Annotated in this window: 17 protein-coding genes; 7 read left to right on the top strand and 10 right to left on the bottom strand. The window is 60.2% G+C overall.

Annotated elements, in window-relative coordinates; genetic code table 11:
* Window positions 1-41: 41 nt before the first annotated feature.
* Entirely contained in the window at window positions 42-2,111 is a 2,070-nt protein-coding gene (locus ACGJAX_RS08825; RefSeq protein WP_390958422.1) for an AsmA family protein, read from the bottom strand.
* Between the two features lie 386 nt (window positions 2,112-2,497).
* Between ACGJAX_RS08825 and ACGJAX_RS08820 the strand changes: the two genes are divergently transcribed.
* The 7 genes from ACGJAX_RS08820 to ACGJAX_RS08790 all read left to right on the top strand — a co-directional run bounded on the left by ACGJAX_RS08820 (window position 2,498) and on the right by ACGJAX_RS08790 (window position 7,783).
* On the top strand, window positions 2,498-2,992 hold the full coding sequence (locus tag ACGJAX_RS08820; RefSeq protein ID WP_390958421.1) for a hypothetical protein: 495 nt from the start codon (window positions 2,498-2,500) through the stop codon (window positions 2,990-2,992).
* Between the two features lie 172 nt (window positions 2,993-3,164).
* Window positions 3,165-3,797 (top strand): TetR family transcriptional regulator, encoded by a 633-nt coding sequence (locus ACGJAX_RS08815; RefSeq protein ID WP_090328584.1) that lies wholly within the window; start codon window positions 3,165-3,167, stop codon window positions 3,795-3,797.
* A 249-nt stretch (window positions 3,798-4,046) separates the two neighbouring features.
* Window positions 4,047-4,547, top strand: coding sequence for an urease accessory protein UreE (ureE, locus tag ACGJAX_RS08810; RefSeq protein ID WP_247257186.1), 501 nt, complete (start codon window positions 4,047-4,049; stop codon window positions 4,545-4,547).
* Window positions 4,544-5,218, top strand: coding sequence for an urease accessory UreF family protein (locus ACGJAX_RS08805; RefSeq protein ID WP_390958420.1), 675 nt, complete (start codon window positions 4,544-4,546; stop codon window positions 5,216-5,218). Before ureE ends, ACGJAX_RS08805 begins: the two co-directional genes overlap by 4 nt.
* A gap of 23 nt (window positions 5,219-5,241) precedes the next feature.
* Window positions 5,242-5,856, top strand: a complete 615-nt coding sequence (gene ureG / locus ACGJAX_RS08800) for an urease accessory protein UreG (protein WP_390958419.1) — start codon at window positions 5,242-5,244, stop codon at window positions 5,854-5,856.
* 29 nt (window positions 5,857-5,885) lie between these two features.
* Complete coding sequence (locus ACGJAX_RS08795; RefSeq protein ID WP_390958418.1) at window positions 5,886-6,458, top strand: HupE/UreJ family protein; 573 nt, start codon at window positions 5,886-5,888, stop codon at window positions 6,456-6,458.
* Window positions 6,459-6,649: 191 nt separating this feature from the next.
* A complete protein-coding gene (locus tag ACGJAX_RS08790; RefSeq protein WP_390958416.1) occupies window positions 6,650-7,783 on the top strand; it encodes an AGE family epimerase/isomerase in 1,134 nt (377 codons plus the stop codon).
* Between the two features lie 102 nt (window positions 7,784-7,885).
* On the opposite strand, the gene ACGJAX_RS08785 is transcribed toward ACGJAX_RS08790, so the two are convergent.
* The 9 genes from ACGJAX_RS08785 to ACGJAX_RS08745 form a co-directional block, all read right to left on the bottom strand.
* A complete protein-coding gene (locus ACGJAX_RS08785) occupies window positions 7,886-8,656 on the bottom strand; it encodes an SDR family oxidoreductase (protein WP_247257190.1) in 771 nt (256 codons plus the stop codon).
* A gap of 163 nt (window positions 8,657-8,819) precedes the next feature.
* Window positions 8,820-9,143, bottom strand: coding sequence for a hypothetical protein (locus tag ACGJAX_RS08780; RefSeq protein ID WP_390958415.1), 324 nt, complete (start codon window positions 9,141-9,143; stop codon window positions 8,820-8,822).
* 362 nt (window positions 9,144-9,505) lie between these two features.
* A complete protein-coding gene (gene ltrA, locus ACGJAX_RS08775; protein ID WP_390958414.1) occupies window positions 9,506-10,927 on the bottom strand; it encodes a group II intron reverse transcriptase/maturase in 1,422 nt (473 codons plus the stop codon).
* Window positions 10,928-11,408: 481 nt separating this feature from the next.
* Entirely contained in the window at window positions 11,409-12,128 is a 720-nt protein-coding gene (locus tag ACGJAX_RS08770) for an ABC transporter ATP-binding protein (protein ID WP_090328570.1), read from the bottom strand.
* On the bottom strand, window positions 12,125-12,997 hold the full coding sequence (locus tag ACGJAX_RS08765) for an ABC transporter ATP-binding protein (RefSeq protein WP_090328568.1): 873 nt from the start codon (window positions 12,995-12,997) through the stop codon (window positions 12,125-12,127). The genes ACGJAX_RS08770 and ACGJAX_RS08765 overlap by 4 nt, the downstream gene beginning before the upstream one ends.
* Window positions 12,994-14,277, bottom strand: coding sequence for a high-affinity branched-chain amino acid ABC transporter permease LivM (gene livM, locus ACGJAX_RS08760; RefSeq protein WP_247257195.1), 1,284 nt, complete (start codon window positions 14,275-14,277; stop codon window positions 12,994-12,996). Before livM ends, ACGJAX_RS08765 begins: the two co-directional genes overlap by 4 nt.
* Window positions 14,278-14,280: 3 nt before the next feature.
* Window positions 14,281-15,195 (bottom strand): ABC transporter permease subunit, encoded by a 915-nt coding sequence (locus ACGJAX_RS08755; protein WP_090328564.1) that lies wholly within the window; start codon window positions 15,193-15,195, stop codon window positions 14,281-14,283.
* Window positions 15,196-15,366: 171 nt separating this feature from the next.
* Window positions 15,367-16,500, bottom strand: coding sequence for an ABC transporter substrate-binding protein (locus ACGJAX_RS08750; RefSeq protein WP_090328563.1), 1,134 nt, complete (start codon window positions 16,498-16,500; stop codon window positions 15,367-15,369).
* 363 nt (window positions 16,501-16,863) lie between these two features.
* On the bottom strand, window positions 16,864-18,147 hold the full coding sequence (locus tag ACGJAX_RS08745) for an FAD-dependent oxidoreductase (protein ID WP_390958412.1): 1,284 nt from the start codon (window positions 18,145-18,147) through the stop codon (window positions 16,864-16,866).
* Window positions 18,148-18,171: the final 24 nt, after the last annotated feature.

Raw genomic sequence — 18,171 nt, 5'->3', positions numbered from 1 at the left:
AGTTTCTAATCGAGAGCGGTCAAACTGCCTGGAGGCACACCTCAGTTTTTCACGGTCTTGGGCGCCTTGCCCGCCTTCATTTGCTCCAGCAGCGGCGCACATTGATTCGGTTCTCCCCCACTCGGCGCCACCAGTGCCAGCAAGCCTGCGGCCGGCGCGGCGATCACTCCCAATGCGACCATCCCGGCGCCGCGCAACATCAGCGGCACGGCTTTGACCCCCGCATCAGGCTTGATGAACTTGCCACGCACGTACAGTGGCGAACGCAATGAGATCAAACGCCAGCCCTTGGATTCCGGGGTGATGGTCAGGTCCAGTTGCTCGGTGGCCATGTTCGCGGTGCCGTCGATGTAGACGATCGCGTTCTCGGTATCGAAGACGAACAGTCGCGTGGTGGCCAGACCGGTCTTGATGTCGAAGTCGGCGGCGGCGCAATTGATCTTCACTTCCTTGTCGCCAAAGATCCGCCCGACCACGTAGTTGCCGACGTTCAACCCGGCCAGCTCCATCAATTCGCGACTGATGGCGCCATCGTTGATCAGCATTTTCAGATTGCCGTTGGCGCTGCCCAGCAACCTGGCCACCGAGTTGCCACGACCGGTGATGTCGGCATCACCATTGAGTTCGCCGAAACTGGTTTTCATCGGTTCGAAGGTCGGGAACAACTGCTTGAGCTTGAACCCCCGGGCCGTGAGTTTGGCCTTGCCTTCCATTGGTTCGGTCTGACCGTTCAGGCGAATCTGCGCATCCAGTTTGCCCCCCGCCACACCGAATCGCAGCGGCTCGAGGCTGAGAACGCCATCGGTGAGCACCAGGTGTGTGTAGAGATCGTTGAACGGCAGTTTTTCACTGTGGACGATGCGCTTGCCGGTGAACTCGACGTCCGCATCCATATCGCGCCAGCGTTCAGTCTTGAACTCTTCAACCGGCAGGACTTTGTCCGCCGGCTGCTTGCTCTCACCGCCCCGGGCCTTTTGCTTGGCGTTGGAGTCGGCACCGATCAGTGGGGCGAGGTCGGCAAACAGCAGTTGGTTGGAAAGCAGTGAGCCACTGAGCTTCGGCCGGGGCTGGCTGGCGACGTAGGCCAGGTTGCCATGAATGTCACTGGCGCCGATCTTGCCGTTGAAGTCCTCATAGCGGAACTCCGCGCCGCCCGGTTCATGCAGTTTGGCGATCAAATGGCCATCGGTGGCGTAAGGCGGGGTATCCGGCAGGGTCACGCCGGTCAGAGGGTAGAGATTACCCAGGCTGGTGCCGGCCAGTTTCAGACGCAAATCGAGGGCTCCGAGATTCAGCGGGTCGGTCAGGGTGCCGGCGAGTTCAACGCTGGTGTCGGCGATCGACACCTGAGCGTGCAAAGGAAAGTGTCGGCTCGCATCCTGCAAGGCCAACAAACCGCCGATTTTGCCCTGACCCGCGAGTTTCTGGCCGTGGTACTGGCCTTTGACCTTCAAGGCGAACGCGTAGTCCTGGGGCGAACTACCTTTTTCCTGCGCGTTTTTCGCCGCCTTGTCGCCCACAATCTCGCTGAACGGAATCGGTTTGCCCAGCGGGTCGATCAGCAGGTCGAGCTGTGTTTTCAGGCTTTGATCGTCGAGGGTGACGTGCCCCTTGTCGAAGCCGATTGCGCCGATATCCACCCCCCACGGGGAAGGTGGAGCCTTCGGGTCTTTCGGGTCGAACTTGAAGGTCCAGTTGGCGCGACCGTCGGCCAGTCGCTGCAAATCGGCGTTGGGTTCGGTGAGGTCGATGCGCGGGATCACCACGCGCTGCGCCAGCAAGGCCAGGGGCGAGATGCGCAGTTCGACGCGCTTGAGGCTGGCCATCTGCGGCGCCTTCGACCAGTCCGGGTTGCCCAGGCTCAGGTCCTCGGCCACCACATGCGGCCACGGCACCCACGCCCGCCAGCCGCCCTCGTCGAGTTCACGCCGCCAGACCACCGCCAGGTTGCCGTTGATGGCGAACGGACGGTGCAGCTCTTCAGACACTTTGGCATTGAGGGGCGGTTTGATCCGGTTCCAATCGAAGAACACGATGATCAGAACCAGTATGGCCAGCAGTACGACAAGGCTGGTCACGGTCCAGGCGAGAATTTTACGAGTGCGCGTCATTGCACAGGGCTCCTGATACGGCTGAGCGCCTCGACGGCGGCGCACATGAAAACGCAGGGCCAGAACCGACCCGCTATGGAATCTACGACTGAAAAACCGTCCGCAGGTTTAATCGAAAAACCCATTTTGCCGCATTTGCGCGGGTCGACGGCTCTTTCTCCTGACAATACGCGTTACCGGCTCCGCCCTTTCCCGTGGCGCAAGTGAGTCGAAAATACCCACCGCAGTGCAAAAACACTTGCCGCAAAGGCCCGGTTTACAAGGGCTGCAGGGAACAATCAATTTCGTTGATTATTACCATTGCGTTTATGAACTTTTATATCGACTTATCGAGAGTAGCATTGCTCTCGTACCCATTTTATTGCCCACTTGCGGAGCACCCGATCATGAAACGCCAACTTCTGCTTAGCCTGACACTCTCTATGTTGGCCAGCACTGCATTTGCACTGCCGGCCGCTGACCAAGCCACTCCACAAGCGAAAGCCAGCCACTCGGTGTTCAGCCACACCCTCGCCGCTGACGGCTCCGACCGCACTCCAGGTCAAACCCTGGCCGAAGGCGGTAACGATCGCCTGAAAGAAAAAGGCCTGCTTACAGAAGATGGCTACGATCAGACCCCACAAGGCCAAAGTGTTGCCGCCGATGGTTCGGACCGCACACCTGGCCAAACCCTGGCTGCTGATGGTTCCGACCGCACCCCTGGCCAGACCCTGGCTGCCGACGGTTCCGACCGCACCCCTGGCCAGACCCTGGCTGCCGACGGTTCCGACCGCACCCCTGGCCAGACCCTGGCTGCCGACGGTTCCGACCGCACTCCTGGCCAAACCCTGGCCGAAGGTGGTGGTGATCGTGTGATCGAACGCAACAGCGCCATGAGCTAAGCCCATGGCGGCCTTGAAAAAAAGCCCAATCACCGGATTGGGCTTTTGATTTTTCTGGCTATTGATTTGATAGAAGTCTCATCTGTGCACTTGATCTCCTCTCGTCGTTCGACGCCGGCAAAGTCTATTTGCTAGAGTGCGGCGCTCTCCTTCTCCAGAAAACACCCCTGCGATGCTGCCCCGCGCCGAACAGAAACAACAAACCCGTAACGCCCTGATGGACGCTGCTCGCCATTTGATGGAAGGCGGCCGAGGATTCGGCAGCTTGAGCCTGCGCGAAGTCGCGAAAACCGCCGGGATCGTCCCCACGGGTTTTTACCGGCACTTCGCCGACATGGACGAACTGGGTCTGGTGCTGGTCAGCGAAGTCGGTCAGACCTTCCGTGAAACCATCCGCCTGGTACGGCATAACGAGTTCGTCATGGGCGGCATCATTGATGCCTCGGTGCGAATCTTTCTCGACGTGGTGTCGGCCAATCGCTCGCAATTCCTGTTTCTCGCCCGGGAGCAGTACGGCGGTTCGCTGCCGGTGCGTCTGGCCATCGGCCGCCTGCGCGAAAATATCAGCTCGGACCTGGCGGCCGACCTGGCCCTGATGCCCAAGCTGCAACACCTGGACATCGCCGGCCTGAGTGTCATGGCGGATCTGATCGTCAAAAGCGTATTCGCGACCCTGCCCGACATCATCGACCCACCGGCCGAGGCGTTGCCCGAACACCTGACGCCTCAGGCAAAAATTACCCAGCAACTGCGCTTTATCTTTATCGGCTTGAAACATTGGCAAGGTCTCGGCAGCACTGAGTAATGTTCGCGATGGCTTCTGCGTATCCAACATTTATACGGACTGTCTGCCATTGTCGCGAGCAAGCTCGCCCCCACCGCTAGCCACTACGCATCAATTTGGTGCGCGATAGAAAACCATGCACCAACATCATTCAAAACCCGCACTGAAACGGACCTTGTCCTACGCTTCCGACGGGCATTTCCTACACTTGTGTCGATTGGCAAGCCCCTTGCTCTAGCCTGAACATTGTCCATTGCTGGAAGCTTTCCGATGCTGGTGATTCATCGCAGAATCGACCCTCAACCCGTCTGGGCCGCCGAGTTGCACCTGACCTTCGAGGCCCGGAGCAAGAGCCGTTTGCGCTGTTTCAGTGCCGAGGGCGAAGACGTCGGATTGTTTTTGGAGCGTGGCCAGTCACCTCTTCATGACGGCGAATGCCTCCAGGCCGAAGACGGGCGCATCGTCCGTGTTTGCGCCCGCCCCGAACAACTGCTGCACGTCACCTGCGCCAATGCCTTCGAACTGACTCGCGCCGCCTATCACCTGGGCAACCGTCACGTCGCCTTGCAGGTCGGCGACGGATGGTTACGCCTGCTCGATGATTACGTGCTCAAGGCCATGCTCGAACAACTCGGCGCCACCACCGAGCCCATCGAAGCACCGTTCCAGCCGGAACACGGGGCTTACGGCGGAGGCCATCACCATTCGCGTCATGGCGATGAAGACTTCAACTACCCGCCCAAACTGCACCAGTTCGGCGTGCGCCCATGAACCCGGCCTGGGCGCTGCTGCGTCTGGCCAGTCCGCAATTGCCGATTGGCGGCTACAGCTATTCCCAAGGCCTGGAAATGGCCGTGGAGAACGGTCGTGTCCACGATCCGGACAGCGCTCGGCGCTGGATCAGCGACCAATTGCTGCTGAACCTGGCCCGCTTCGAGGCCCCGCTGCTGCTTGCCCACTGCATAGCAGCGGCCGAGGACAACTGGAGCGAACTGCTGCAACGCTGCGAAGAACACCGCGCCAGCCGGGAAACCCGCGAGCTGCATCAGGAGAGCCGGCAGATGGGTTACTCCCTGCAACAACTGCTCAATGGCTTGCCCGAACTCGATGCACCGGCCCGCAGCTTCCTCGAACAGCGTGCCGAACCGCATCTGGCCCTGGGTTGGGCGCTGGCCGCTCGGGCGTGGCAGATCAGCCCACAGGACGCGCTGGCCGCCTGGCTTTGGAGCTGGCTGGAAAACCAATTGGCGGTGCTGATGAAAACCCTGCCGCTGGGCCAGCAAGCCGCACAACGCCTGACCAGCGAATTGCTGCCGCTGTTGCAGCAAGCCCAGCAGAACGCCACCCGAATCAACCCCGAACACTATGGCAGCACCGCTTTCGGCCTGTCCCTGGCGTGCATGGCCCATGAGCGCCAGTACAGCCGTCTGTTCCGCTCCTAGGGTCCTTTATTTTGGAGAACCACATGAATACACAACCTCTGCGCGTCGGCATCGGCGGTCCGGTCGGCTCCGGCAAAACCGCCCTGACGCTGGCCCTGTGCCTGGCCTTGCGTGACCGCTATAACCTGGCGGTGGTCACCAACGACATCTACACCCGCGAAGACGCCGACTTTCTGGTGCGCAATCAAGCGCTCGCGCCGGAACGCATCATTGGCGTGGAAACCGGCGGCTGCCCGCACACCGCCATTCGCGAAGACGCCTCGATCAACCTCGAAGCCGTGGATCAACTGAACCGGCGCTTTCCGGGCCTGGACCTGATTCTGGTGGAGTCCGGCGGCGACAACCTGTCGGCCACCTTCAGCCCGGAACTGTCGGATCTGACCATCTATGTGATCGACGTGTCGGCCGGCGACAAACTTCCGCGCAAGGGTGGGCCGGGGATCTGCAAATCCGACCTGTTGGTGATCAACAAAATCGACCTCGCACCGCTGGTGGGAGCCTCACTGACCTTGATGGACAGCGATACCACACGCATGCGCAACGGCAAGCCGTTCGTGTTCAGCAATCAGAAAACCGGCCAGGGCCTGGAAGAGATCATCACCTTCATCGAGCGTCAGGGACTGCTGACGGCAGCCTGATCACGACTTATCAACAAGGAAGCTTACCCATGACACTCAACCGCATCCTCGGCACCCTGGCACTGCTGCTGACCCCGGCCATCGCCTTCGCCCACCCCGGGCACGGCGACAACGGCTTGATCGCCGGCATCAGCCACCCACTCGGCGGCCTCGATCACTTGCTGGCGATGCTGGCTGTCGGCCTCTGGGCGGCGCAACAACAAGGCGCCGCGCGCTGGGCGCTGCCGTGCACTTTCGTCAGCACCTTGTTGATAGGCGGGCTGCTGGGTTTTGAAGGCCTGAACCTGCCGGCGCTGGAAAGCGGGATTGCCGCGTCCGTGCTGGCGCTGGGCCTGGCCGTGGCGCTGGCGGTGCGTCCGCCGTTGAGCATGGCGGTGGCGGCAACAGCCTTGTTCGCGCTGTTCCATGGCGTGGCCCATGGCCTGGAACTGCCGGAGATGTCGAGCCCCTGGACCTATGCCGCCGGTTTTGTGGTGGCGACAGCTGCGTTGCATGCGGCCGGTTATGCCGTGGTGCGCGTGCTGCCCCGGGCGGCGGCGCCGTTGATTCGACTGACGGGCGCGGCTTCGGCGGCGACGGGCGTGTGGCTGTTGGCGGGCTGATTCTCTGTAGCCTGTAATGGCCTCTTCGCGGGCAAGCCACACTCCCACAGGTTTTGTGTTGTCGCACCCTTTGGGGGTCGGCACAAATCTTGTGGGAGCGAGCCCGCTCGCGAAAGCGGCCTGACAGACAACACAGCTCTCAGGCCTGCTAACATGTCGCGCAATCGCCCCTGCCGTGACGACGCCAGCCAATGCCGCATGTTTCCCGCTCCGCCTCCCAGCCTGAACTGACCGCCCTGTTCTCCTCGGTGCAACAGCACTTCCAGGACGTGATTGTGCCCCTCTGGCAAGGCCCCGGCTGGAACGCCGACATGGCGCTGCCCTACGAGGCGCTGGACGCCGAGCACCAGCCACTGCCCCCTCAGCGCTACCGGGCCATGGCCTGCGCGAGACAGCTTTACCTGTTTGCCAGCCTGATCGGCCAGGTGCCGGCTGCCGAAGAACGCGCGGCAGCGCTGTTCCGCTCCTTGCAGCGGCATTTTCACGACGCCGAGCATGGCGGCTGGTTCTACAGCATCGACCCGCACGGCGCGCCGCTGGATCAGCGCAAAGACCTCTACACCCACGCCTTCATCCTGTTCGCCTGCGCCCATTACTGGGACAAAGTCCGCGAGCCGCTGGTGGAGTCGGTGCTCAACGCCGCGCTGGAAGTGATCGCCCGGCGATTCGCCACGGGTGATGGCCTCTACGAAGCCAGCCTCGACCACGACTGGTCAGCCCTGGGCAGCGGGCCCCTGCAGAACCCGTTGATGCACCTGGCGGAAGCCTTTCTCGCCACCCTGTCAGTACGCGAAGACCACGCCGTGCAACGTGCACTCGTCGAGTTATGCACAGCCATGCAGAAGCACTTTATCGACGCGCAACATGGGGTGTTGATGGAAAAACCGCTGGGGGCTGTGGATAACTGGTTTGAACCGGGGCACCAGTTCGAATGGTATTTCCTGCTGGAATCATCGGAGCTGCTGCGCGGCTCGAAGCTGCATGCTTCCCTGGAACGCGCCTTCGCCTTCACCGAGCAACTGGGTGTCGATCAACAGACCGGTGCGGTGCGGGCCATGCTCGACCTCGGGCCGGACGGCGGCTCCCGGGACGCCACCCAGCGCATCTGGGCCCAGGCCGAGTACCTGCGCGCGCTGACCCTGCGTCCGCACAGCGAGCCAGCGGTGTTGCGCCAATTGCAGGCGCTGCAACAACACTCACTGCACTCGCGTGGCTGGTATGAATGCCGTGACGAACAGGGGCACGTGAGCCGCCGGGACATGCCGTCGACCACGCCTTATCACTTGGCGACCTGTTATCGCGGGTTGGCTGAATATCTGCGCTGACGGTTCGAGCGCTTTCGCGAGCAGGCTCTCCCCCACACCGGGTCCTGTGCATGCAGTTCCATTGCGGGAGCGAGCCTGCTCGCGATTGGCCACGAGGCGGCCTTAAGCCTTGCCACCACTGCGATCAATGGCAAACCCGGCCCAGGTCTGGCTCACCGGCATCAGCTCCAGGCTGTTGATGTTGATATGGGCCGGCGCATTGAGGACCCAGAAAATGGTGTCGGCAATGTCTTGCGGCTGGATCGGATCGGCACCGGCGTAAGTGGCGTTGTAACGCTCCTGATCACCGGCAAAACGCACCAGCGAGAACTCGCTCTCGCACAGGCCCGGTTCGATGTTGCTGACCCGCACGCCGGTGCCTTGCAGATCGCAGCGCAGGTTCAGGGAGAACTGTCTGACGAAAGCCTTGCTCGCGCCATACACGTGGCTGCCCGGGTACGGGTAGTTGCCGGCGATGGAACCCAGGTTGACGATGCCGGCACCACGACCGTGGGCGATCAGGCGCGGCAGCAGCAAACGGGTGCTGTACATCAGGCCTTTGATATTGGTGTCGACCATGGTGTCCCAATCATCCAGGTCGCACTTGGGTGCCGGGTCAACGCCCAGGGCCAGGCCGGCGTTGTTGATCAGCCCGCGCAGCTTGGCGAAGGATGGCGGCAGGTTGGCAATGGCCTCTTCCATGGCCTTGCGGTCACGCACATCGAGTACCAGGCCATGAACTTCAGTCTGCTTCGAAAGTTCGGCGCACAGCGCGTTGAGGCGTTCTTCACGACGACCGGTCAGCACCAGTTTCCAGCCGGCCTCGGCAAAACGACGGGCACAGGCTTCACCAAAACCGGAGGTCGCGCCGGTAATAAACAGGGTGTTGGACATCGTGTTCTCCTAGCTGTGGCTGATCGCCAGCCATTGGAATATAAAATCAGCAGCCAGCATGCCCGGCCTTGTTCGCAGCGGCAACCACCGCCCAACCTGTACAAAAAACGATCAAACCTCGCAAAGCCTTGTCCAGCGTGGCCTACAGACAGGTGCACGCATGTTATCCACAGGTGGATCCACAGTCTTTGGGGGCAAGTGTAAAAAGCTGAAAGCCCCTATCCACAAGGCTTTGCGACGGATTTTGAAATTTTTTTACTTGACCCTCATTGCTCTGCTGTGCAGCAAAGGACAAGCAACTCGACCGGGCGGTCAAGCCGACGATGGCGCCAAGCCAGTAACCACGGCCTTTATCCGGGTCTTTCCAGAGTTTAATCACAGACTTATCCACAGGCTTGTCCACGCCTTTTCGAGCGGTTTTCGGCGCCAATAAAAAGGTTGACAAAGCGGCCTCACGGCTGCGCAAAAACGCCTGATCAAAAAACAATCACACGCCTGCAGGCCTTGTATTCCAAGGCCTTCAGCCAGCTACTCCCACGTTATTCACAGCCAGCTCCACAGCAAACGGGGACAAGTCAAAACCGTGGCAAAACAACTATTTGCAGCGGCTTTATGTCGCGCTTTGGCAGCTTGGGAATATTGTTTTCCACAATTGACTGCAGGAGCGAGCTTGCTCGCGATGGACGTCAACGAAAACGCGAAAATTCTGAATAAACGCGTCGTCCTGAAGACCTTCGCGAGCAAGCTCGCTCCTACAAGGGATTGGGGTGAATTGGAGATCGAGTAGGAGGCGGATTTACATCCGCCGTCCTCTCACACCACCGTACGTACGGATCCGTATACGGCGGTTCAAGCTATGCGGTTAAGTCGGTTCATCGTGTCCAGTACCGAGACTAGCCCAAGTTCGTCCCACAGCTTCTTCGGCAACGCCTGATTCATATGAGACGCCCCCGAACTCCACCATGGACCGCGACCATTGAAGGCTGATTTACAGGCGCGTGGTTCGCTAAGACCCAAGCGCATCAAATTGCGCGCCCTCGTTGAGGGCTGCTTCCATTGACGCCAGAACAAGCAGCGAAGCTTGCGACGCACCCACCCATCAATTTCCTCAAGTGGCCGTTTGCTCTGACTTAGCTTGAAGTAGCCTGCCCAGCCACGCAGCACAGGGTTGATCCGCTCAATGACATTTGCCATCTTGTGGCCCCGCGCGCTGCGCAGCAGGCCTCTGATCCTGTCGCGCAAGCGACCCAGGTTCATCGACGCCACCCTCAGTCTCGGCTCCTGATGCCAGCTCACCCCATAGCCCAGATAGTCACAGATCCAAGGCCGTGCCACGCGGCTCTTTTCCCGGTTTAGCGTCAGTTTCAGACGCTGGCTCAGGAAGCGCTCAGCTCTAGCCATCACTCGTTCGCCCGCACGGCAACTACGCACATAGATGTTCGCATCGTCGGCATAGCGCACGAAGCGATGACCCCGTCGTTCCAGCTCGCGGTCGAGTTCGTTGAGCAGGATATTCGACAGCAACGGCGAGAGTGGGCCGCCTTGCGGCGTCCCTTCTTGCCGTCGGCTAGCGATACCTCCCGACATGATCCCGGCCTCGAGGTAACGGCGGATCAGCCTGAGCACTCGTTTGTCGTCGACTTGACGCTCTATATGGGCCATCAAAACGTCGTGGTTAACTCGATCAAAGAACTTTTCAAGATCAAGTTCCACACACCAGCGGTGTCCCGCCGCCACATGGCAGCGTGCGGTTTCGATGGCTTGATGAGCGCTTCTGCCCGGACGAAAACCGTAGCTGTAGTCCGAAAACAGAGGTTCGAAGATCGGCGTGAGTTGTTGCAGCAAAGCCTGCTGGATCAGGCGGTCCACGACGCAGGGAATGCCCAACTGCCTTGTTCCGCCTTTGGGTTTGGGGATGTTTACGGCGCGCACACCTTGCGGGTGATACTCGCCAGCCAGCAGCCGAGTCTTGAGGATCGGCCAATACTGTTTAACGTAGCCTGCCAATTCGTCGACCGTCATGCCATCGGCACCCGGTGCACCCTTGTTGCTGACCACGCGGTGATACGCACGCTTGAGGTTGGTCGGTGCAAGCACCCGCTCCATCAGCGTGTCCGGCTCCGCGTTCGTCCACGTCACAGACGCCGCTGATACCTGTGCGCTGTCAGCCGTCATCCTCGGATTCTGTCCGGGACTCGGAGTAACAGTCTTCTCTGGGAGAAATTTCTGCATTTCGGTATTCAACGAGACCTCGACGCCTACTGGCGGCATAACCTGTTCGGCCCTTGGTGACGGGGTTATTCGTCACTTACTACGGCTTCGGCTGACTTCTGCACGCTCATCCCGTCGCCTCTCGACGCTCGGTAGCACAATGGCAAGCGTGCAGATCTCCCAGGGTAATTCGCGCGACCTTCCTGCTTATGCCTGTCGGATCTACGTCGCAGCGTCCCGTGCAAGTATTGGGCTTTGAGGAAACATGCCCCCTTACCCCGCTGCGCCGCCTCTATCCGCTTCCTGTTCGTCAGGCCAGCAATTTGCCTCGGGCTTCCTTCAGATTCGCAGTCACCCGCGACACCCTTGCCTCTGGCTAACACTTCCCCTTGCCGGGTGTGTAGAGGACTTGCACCTCCAAGTCACCACCCTGGCCACCACAGCCAAGCTGGTTGCGCTTACGCGCAACGCGCCATGCCTGGCGCACATGTAAAAAAGCCCCGGCGATTGCGCGCCGGGGCTTGTGTACAACAGGTATAACTCAGTGCCCGCCGAGGTAGGCGTTACGCACATCTTCGTTGACCAACAGCTCCTTGCCGGTGCCGGTCATGCGAATCTCGCCGTTGACCATGACATAGGCGCGGTCAGACAGCTTGAGGGCGTGGTTGGCGTTCTGCTCGACCAGGAAGATAGTCATGCCGGTCTTGGCCAGTTCCCGCAGGGTGGCGAAGATCTGTTTCACCACGATCGGCGCCAACCCGAGGCTCGGCTCGTCCAGCAAAAGCAGTTTTGGCCGGCTCATCAGCGCACGGGCGATGGCGAGCATTTGCTGCTCGCCCCCGGACATGGTCATGGCACGCTGGTTGCGCCGCTCTTCGAGCCGCGGGAACAGCTCGAACATGCGTTGCATGTCTTCCTTGGCGTACTTGTCACCGATCGGAATGGTGCCCATCAGCAGGTTTTCTTCGACGGTCATGTCGGGGAAGACCCGCCGCCCTTCCGGCGATTGTGCGATGCCGTTGGACGCGATGTAGTGGGACGACTTGTGGGTGATGTCCACGCCCTGATAAACGATCTGCCCGCCCGCCGCCCGAGGCTGGCCGAAGATCGACATCAGCAGGGTCGACTTGCCGGCGCCGTTGGAGCCGATGAGGCTGACCGTTTCACCTTCATTGATGTGCAGCGAGACTTTCTTCAGGGCCTGGATCGGCCCGTAAAACACGTCCAGCTCCTTGAGTTCGAGGATGGCACCGTTAGTCATACGAGCTCCTCTTCGTCGGCGCCCAGATAAGCGGCAATCACTTTCGGGTCGTTACGGATATCGTCAGGGCCGCCCTCGGCGATAACGATGCCGTGGTCCAGCACCACGATGTGATCGGAAATACTCATTACCATGCCCATGTCGTGTTCGATCAGCACCACGGTCAGATCGTGCTCGTCGCGCAGCAGCCGGATCATCGCGCTCAGCGCTTCGGTTTCCTGAGGGTTGAGGCCGGCGGCCGGTTCGTCGAGGCAGATGATCTGCGGACGGGTGCACATGGCCCGGGCGATTTCCAGGCGACGTTGCTGGCCGTAGGACAGTTCACCGGCCAGACGGTTGGCGCAGTCCACCAGGTCCACCACTTCCAGCCAGTAGAACGCATGGTCCAGCGCATCGCTTTCGGCCTTGCGATAGCCCTTGGTGTTGAGGATGCCCGCCAGCATGTTGCGGTTGACCCACATGTGCTGGGCCACCAGCAGGTTTTCCAGCACCGACATTTCCTTGAACAGGCGAATGTTCTGGAAGGTCCGCGCCAGCCCGGCACGGTTCACCAGGTGGGTGCCGCCGAACGCCTTGTAGAACAGGCGACTGGCGAAAGATTTGGGCGAGACGAAATCGGTCGCTTTGAACGATTCGCCGAGCAACTTGATGACGTTGGTTTTCTCGCCGCGCACATTCAGTTCGATCTTGCCGCCCGAGGCCTTGTAGAACCCGGTCAGGCAGTTGAACACAGTGGTCTTGCCGGCACCGTTGGGGCCGATCAGGGCGAAAATCGAGTTGCGCTTGACCTGCAGACTGACATCATTCAACGCCTTGATGCCGCCGAAGTGCATCATCAGCTTCTCTACGGAGAGTACGACTTCGCTCATGGCGCTACTCCTTTACGCGGGGCCACACCGGTACGGCTGATCCGAATCAGTCCGCGCGGTCGCCAGATCATCATCAACACCATCAGGATGCCGAACAGCAGCACACGGTATTCCGCGAAGCCACGCAGCAGTTCCGGAGCGACGGTCAGCACGAAGGCCGCCATCACCACACCGATGGTCGAACCCATGCCGCCGAGCACCACAATGGCGAGGATCAGCGCCGATTCGAAGAAGGTGAACGAGGTCGGGTTCACAAAGCCCTGGTAGGTGGCAAAGAACACGCCGGCCAGACCGGCCGTCGAAGCGCCAATGGTAAACGCCGAGAGCTTGACCAGTACGTGGTTCAGGCCCATGGAGCGGCAGGCGATCTCATCTTCACGCAGGGCTTCCCAGGCACGACCCACCGGCATCTTCACCAGACGATGCTTGATGTAGAGCACAGCCAGTACGACCAGGAACAACACCGTGTAGATGAAGTAGTACTTCACGTCCGGGTTATAGGCGATACCGAAGAACTCGTGGAACGGCACGCCGCCGTCCTTTGCCCGCTTGCCGAATTCGAGGCCGAAGAACGTCGGCAACGGTGCCGGCATGCCGTTCGGGCCACCGGTCAGGGACAGCCAGTTGTTGAGGATCAAGCGGATGATTTCACCGAAACCCAGGGTCACGATCGCCAGGTAGTCACCGTGCAGGCGCAACACCGGGAACCCGAGGATGCAGCCGGCCAGACCGGCCGTGATCGCCGCCAGGGGCAATACCGTCCAGAAACCCAGGCCCAGGTATTGATAACCGAGCGCCAGACCGTAGGCGCCGATGGCGTAGAACGCCACATAACCCAGGTCGAGCAGGCCGGCCAGGCCGACCACGATGTTCAGCCCCAGCCCCAGCAGCACATAGATCAGCCCGAGGATGACCACGCCGAGCAAGTAGGAGTTGGAGAAAAACGGGAACACCACGGCGATGGCGATCACCAGCGGGACAATCCAGCGCAAGCGGGATTTGTAATCCGGTGGCAGTACATGCACGCCGGAGCCGGTGGTTTCAAAACCCTCGAGGATTTTCAGGCCCTTCGGGGTTTGCAGGAACAGGCTCAGGGCAAAGCGACCGGCCATGACGATGGCGACAATCCAGGCCACCCGGGTCGTTTCCAGGTTGAAGCCGTAGCCATCGAGAACGACGCCGACAATCGGCCCGAACACGATCAGGGCAATCAGGCCGGCAAGAATCGCGTCAACCAGACTTTTTTTGATATCAATGGATTTTTTAGTGGTTGAAGACATCGCTTACACCTTCGACACAAGAGGACGGCCGAGCAGGCCTTGAGGCCGAAAGACCAGAACGAGAACCAGCAGCGAGAAGCTGAAAACGTCTTTGTAGTCCGAGTTGACCAGACCAGAGAACAGCGACTCGGAAATCCCGAGAATGATCCCGCCGAGCATGGCGCCAGGCAGCGAGCCGATCCCGCCGAGTACCGCAGCGGTGAACGCCTTGATGCCGATGACGAAGCCTGCGTAGAAGTCGAACGTGCCGTAGTTCATGGTGATCAGTACGCCGGCCAGGGCCGCCATCGCTGCACCGATGATGAAGACGTAGGAGATCACACGGTCGGTGTTGATACCGAGGATCGAGGCCATCTTGCGGTCTTGCTGGGTAGCGCGGCACATACGGCCGAGCTTGGTGTACTTGATGACGTAGGTCAGCACGGCCATCCCGGCAAATGCGGCGACCAGAATGAAGATCTTGGTGTAGGTGAGCTGGACGAAGCCAGTGCCTACGTCGATGCGCCATGCACCGGTCAGCAGTGTCGGAACACCCTGCTGGCGAGCGCCCTGGGCGATCTGTGCATAGTTTTGCAGGATCAGCGAGATACCGATGGCACTGATCAGCGGTGCCAGTCGTGTGGAGTTGCGCAGCGGTTTGTAGGCGACGCGCTCGATGACCCAGCCATACACCGCCGTCACGACGATGGTAAAGACCAGTGTGCCGAGCATCAGCAGAGGGAAGGATTCAATACCGAAGTAAGCCAGCAGAGCCAGACTGATTGCCGCGAGGTAAGCGGAAATCATGTAAACCTCGCCATGGGCGAAGTTGATCATGCCGATGATGCCATAGACCATTGTGTAGCCGATGGCGATCAGGCCATAGACCGACCCGAGGGTCAGGCCGTTGACCAGTTGCTGCAGGAAAATACCATCCATAACGCAATCTCACGCATTTGAGAGACTGCACAGAAGCCGGTTGCGACGGACCGGGGTTCAGCCGCCGGCGTAACACGGTTGTGTGCAGCTCTACGAGAAAAGACAGGTACTGCACGGACATGTTTCAGGATTGCCCGGCGCACAAGGCACCGGGCAAATCAGCCGCTCATATCACTTCTGTTTTTCCAGCTGGTGGTATTTGCCGTCCTTGTCCCACTGGTAAACCACGTAGTCGGACACTTTCAGGTCGCCCTTGCTGTCCCAGGACTTCTCGCCCATGACGGTCTTGACCGGGTGTGCCTTGAGCCATTTGGCAGCGTCTTCACCCTTGTTGGACTTGGCGCCGTTGAAGGCTGCCGCCAGGGTCTGGACCGAAGCGTAGGCATACAGGGTGTAGCCCTCTGGCTCGGTGCCATGTTTGCGGAACTCGTCTACCACGGTCTTGCTGTCTGGCAGCAGGCGTGGGTCGGCGCCGAAGGTCATCAGCACGCCGTCGACGTATTGCGGGCCGCCAGCGGTGGTCACCAGTTCGTCGGTCACGATGCCGTCGTCGGACATGAACTTCACGTCTTTGAGGCCTTCAGTGCGCAGTTGTTTAACCAGTGGACCGGCTTCCGGGTGCAGGCCACCGAAGTAGACCACGTCGGCACCCGCCGCGCGGATCTTGGTGACCACGGCGCTGAAGTCTTTCTCGCCACGGGTCAGGCCTTCGTACAGCACGGGCGTTACGCCGCGCTTGATCAGCTGTGCCTTGGTGGCGTCTGCCAGGCCCTGACCGTAGGTGTCCTTGTCATGCAGCACGGCAACTTTCTTGCCCTTGAGCACGTCGACGATGTAGTCGCCGGCCACGATGCCCTGCTGGTCGTCACGACCGCACATACGGAACATGGCGCTCAGGCCGCGTTCGGTAACCTGTGGGTTGGTGGAGCCTGGCGTGATGGCGATGATGCCCGCTTCGTCGTAGATCTCGGAGGCCGGGATGGTCGACGAGGAGCAGAAGTGACCGACGACGCCGGCGACTTTCTGGTTGGTCAGGTCCTTGGCGACCGTCACAGCCTGTTTCGGTTCGCAGGCGTCATCGCCCTTGACCAGTACGATTTTTTCCCCGTTTACGCCGCCCGCTGCGTTGACCGCATCGGCTGCTGCCTGTGCACCCTTCATGTACTGCTCGCCAAATGCCGCGTTGGCGCCCGTCATTGGACCCGCTACGCCGATCTTGATGTCGGCCTGAGCAAACGCAGAAACACCCAACGCAGTTGCCACTGCGAGGGCAAGAAAGCCTTTCTTGTAAAACGTCTGGGACATGAGGTGGTGCTCCAAGGTTTTTTTTAATTGGCACTGCGACTTCACTGAATGCTCAGAGCAAGTGCCGTGCCATCGGTTTTTTATTCTGAAAAAAGTCGCTGCTTTATTATTATTTTGACCGTTTCGATCCCATTTTCATTGGGCGTGCAACCGTCTAAACCGGGGAAGGTGAAACCTTTTATTTTTTGAGGCGCAACCCTCCCGTGCCATCATTGCAACCAAGCCGCCAAACGGTGTGCAACCAGCCTGTAACAACGTACGTCACCGAACTGCACACTGCTGGTGCGGTACTGCTACAACCCGCACCATTACAGGCTAGTCGCTGCGCAAAAAAGCGCCGCGTTTCTGCACGTTTTTCAATCATCAAATGACGATCCGCAGGCACTGGCCCGCGTGATACAGCGAAAAGCCCGCCTCATAAAGACAGCTGCGCAACCCGACCCCGGTCAATGGCTGCATGGGTGCAAAAGGAATCGGTAGCGCTTGAGGATTTCCGTTACACAAATAATCGGCAAAGGCTTTTCCGACCACTGTTCCCGTGGTCACGCCCCGTCCGTTGTAACCGGTGACTGCCACTAAACCGGGCGCCGGTTCGAACAGACGCATCAAGTGATCGGGGGTGAACGCGATGCAACCGGTCCAGGTGCACTCCCACTCCACCGGTTTGAGGTAAGGGAAGTAATGCTGCTGGACGCGATCGGCCCACGCCTTGAGGAACCAGGTCGGTTTCTGATTGCCATTGCCCAGACTGCCGAGCAATAGACGTCCGTCTTTATCGCGACGAATGCTGCTGAGCACCTGCCGGGTATCCCAGGAACCCTGGCCCCCCGGAAGAATTTGCTGCGCAGCCTCTTCCGTCAGCGGCACCGACGCCACCTGGTAGTAATAGCCGGGGAAGAAATTGCGCCGTAATTCCGTCCAGTCGCCCTCGGTGTAGGCGTTGGAGGCAATCACCACCTGCTCGGCCAGCACCGAACCCTGAGCCGTCTGAACCGACCAGCGTTGGCCCTGACGTTCGAGTCGGGTCACAGGCGAATGATCGAACAATTGACCACCGAGACCCACGGCCGCTTTGGCCAGGCCTGTGGTGTAAGCCATAGGGTTGATCGTGCCGGCACGCCGATCGAGCAAGGCGGCGGCGATTTTTTTGGTACCGGTGGCTTGTTCGCAAGCCTGGCCGGTCAGCAGTTCGACCGGCGCGCCACGGCGTTTCCACTGTTGTTCACGACTGCGCAGATCCGCTTCACCGCGGGCGTTATGCGCCATGTGCAGCGTGCCTTCGCGGCGCAATTGGCAATCGATGTTGTATTTGTCGACCAGGCTGAACACCAGGGCCGGTGCCGCACCGAGCATGCGGTTGAGCTGACTGCCGACCGCCTCGCCAAACCCGGCTTCAATTTCGTCCGGTGGAATCCACATGCCGGCATTGACCAGCCCGACGTTGCGCCCGGAACCGCCATGCCCGGCGCGATGGGCTTCCAGCACGCAGACCGTTTTACCCTGCTCCAGCAAATGCACGGCCGCCGACAGACCGGTAAAACCGGCGCCGATGACGCAGACATCGACCTTGACCTCTCCCTTGAGCGCCACGTTGTCAGGCCTTTGCGGCGTCAGTTTTTCCCAAAGACACTCTTCGCGTAACGGCATTGCCAGACTCCAACAGAAACCTAA

The organism is Pseudomonas moorei (assembly GCF_042846945.1).
Taxonomy (GTDB): Bacteria; Pseudomonadota; Gammaproteobacteria; order Pseudomonadales; family Pseudomonadaceae; genus Aquipseudomonas; species Aquipseudomonas moorei.
This window is presented reverse-complemented; position numbering and strand designations above follow the sequence as displayed.

What these genes read in the sequence shown, in the direction of transcription:
- ACGJAX_RS08825 (WP_390958422.1), bottom strand. Translation starts at nt 2,111, where the DNA reads ATGACGCGCACTCGTAAAATTCTCGCCTGGACCGTGACCAGCCTTGTC.
- ACGJAX_RS08820 (WP_390958421.1), top strand. Translation starts at nt 2,498, where the DNA reads ATGAAACGCCAACTTCTGCTTAGCCTGACACTCTCTATGTTGGCCAGC.
- ACGJAX_RS08815 (WP_090328584.1), top strand. Translation starts at nt 3,165, where the DNA reads ATGCTGCCCCGCGCCGAACAGAAACAACAAACCCGTAACGCCCTGATG.
- ureE (WP_247257186.1), top strand. Translation starts at nt 4,047, where the DNA reads ATGCTGGTGATTCATCGCAGAATCGACCCTCAACCCGTCTGGGCCGCC.
- ACGJAX_RS08805 (WP_390958420.1), top strand. Translation starts at nt 4,544, where the DNA reads ATGAACCCGGCCTGGGCGCTGCTGCGTCTGGCCAGTCCGCAATTGCCG.
- ureG (WP_390958419.1), top strand. Translation starts at nt 5,242, where the DNA reads ATGAATACACAACCTCTGCGCGTCGGCATCGGCGGTCCGGTCGGCTCC.
- ACGJAX_RS08795 (WP_390958418.1), top strand. Translation starts at nt 5,886, where the DNA reads ATGACACTCAACCGCATCCTCGGCACCCTGGCACTGCTGCTGACCCCG.
- ACGJAX_RS08790 (WP_390958416.1), top strand. Translation starts at nt 6,650, where the DNA reads ATGCCGCATGTTTCCCGCTCCGCCTCCCAGCCTGAACTGACCGCCCTG.
- ACGJAX_RS08785 (WP_247257190.1), bottom strand. Translation starts at nt 8,656, where the DNA reads ATGTCCAACACCCTGTTTATTACCGGCGCGACCTCCGGTTTTGGTGAA.
- ltrA (WP_390958414.1), bottom strand. Translation starts at nt 10,927, where the DNA reads ATGCCGCCAGTAGGCGTCGAGGTCTCGTTGAATACCGAAATGCAGAAA.
- ACGJAX_RS08770 (WP_090328570.1), bottom strand. Translation starts at nt 12,128, where the DNA reads ATGACTAACGGTGCCATCCTCGAACTCAAGGAGCTGGACGTGTTTTAC.
- ACGJAX_RS08765 (WP_090328568.1), bottom strand. Translation starts at nt 12,997, where the DNA reads ATGAGCGAAGTCGTACTCTCCGTAGAGAAGCTGATGATGCACTTCGGC.
- livM (WP_247257195.1), bottom strand. Translation starts at nt 14,277, where the DNA reads ATGTCTTCAACCACTAAAAAATCCATTGATATCAAAAAAAGTCTGGTT.
- ACGJAX_RS08755 (WP_090328564.1), bottom strand. Translation starts at nt 15,195, where the DNA reads ATGGATGGTATTTTCCTGCAGCAACTGGTCAACGGCCTGACCCTCGGG.
- ACGJAX_RS08750 (WP_090328563.1), bottom strand. Translation starts at nt 16,500, where the DNA reads ATGTCCCAGACGTTTTACAAGAAAGGCTTTCTTGCCCTCGCAGTGGCA.
- ACGJAX_RS08745 (WP_390958412.1), bottom strand. Translation starts at nt 18,147, where the DNA reads ATGCCGTTACGCGAAGAGTGTCTTTGGGAAAAACTGACGCCGCAAAGG.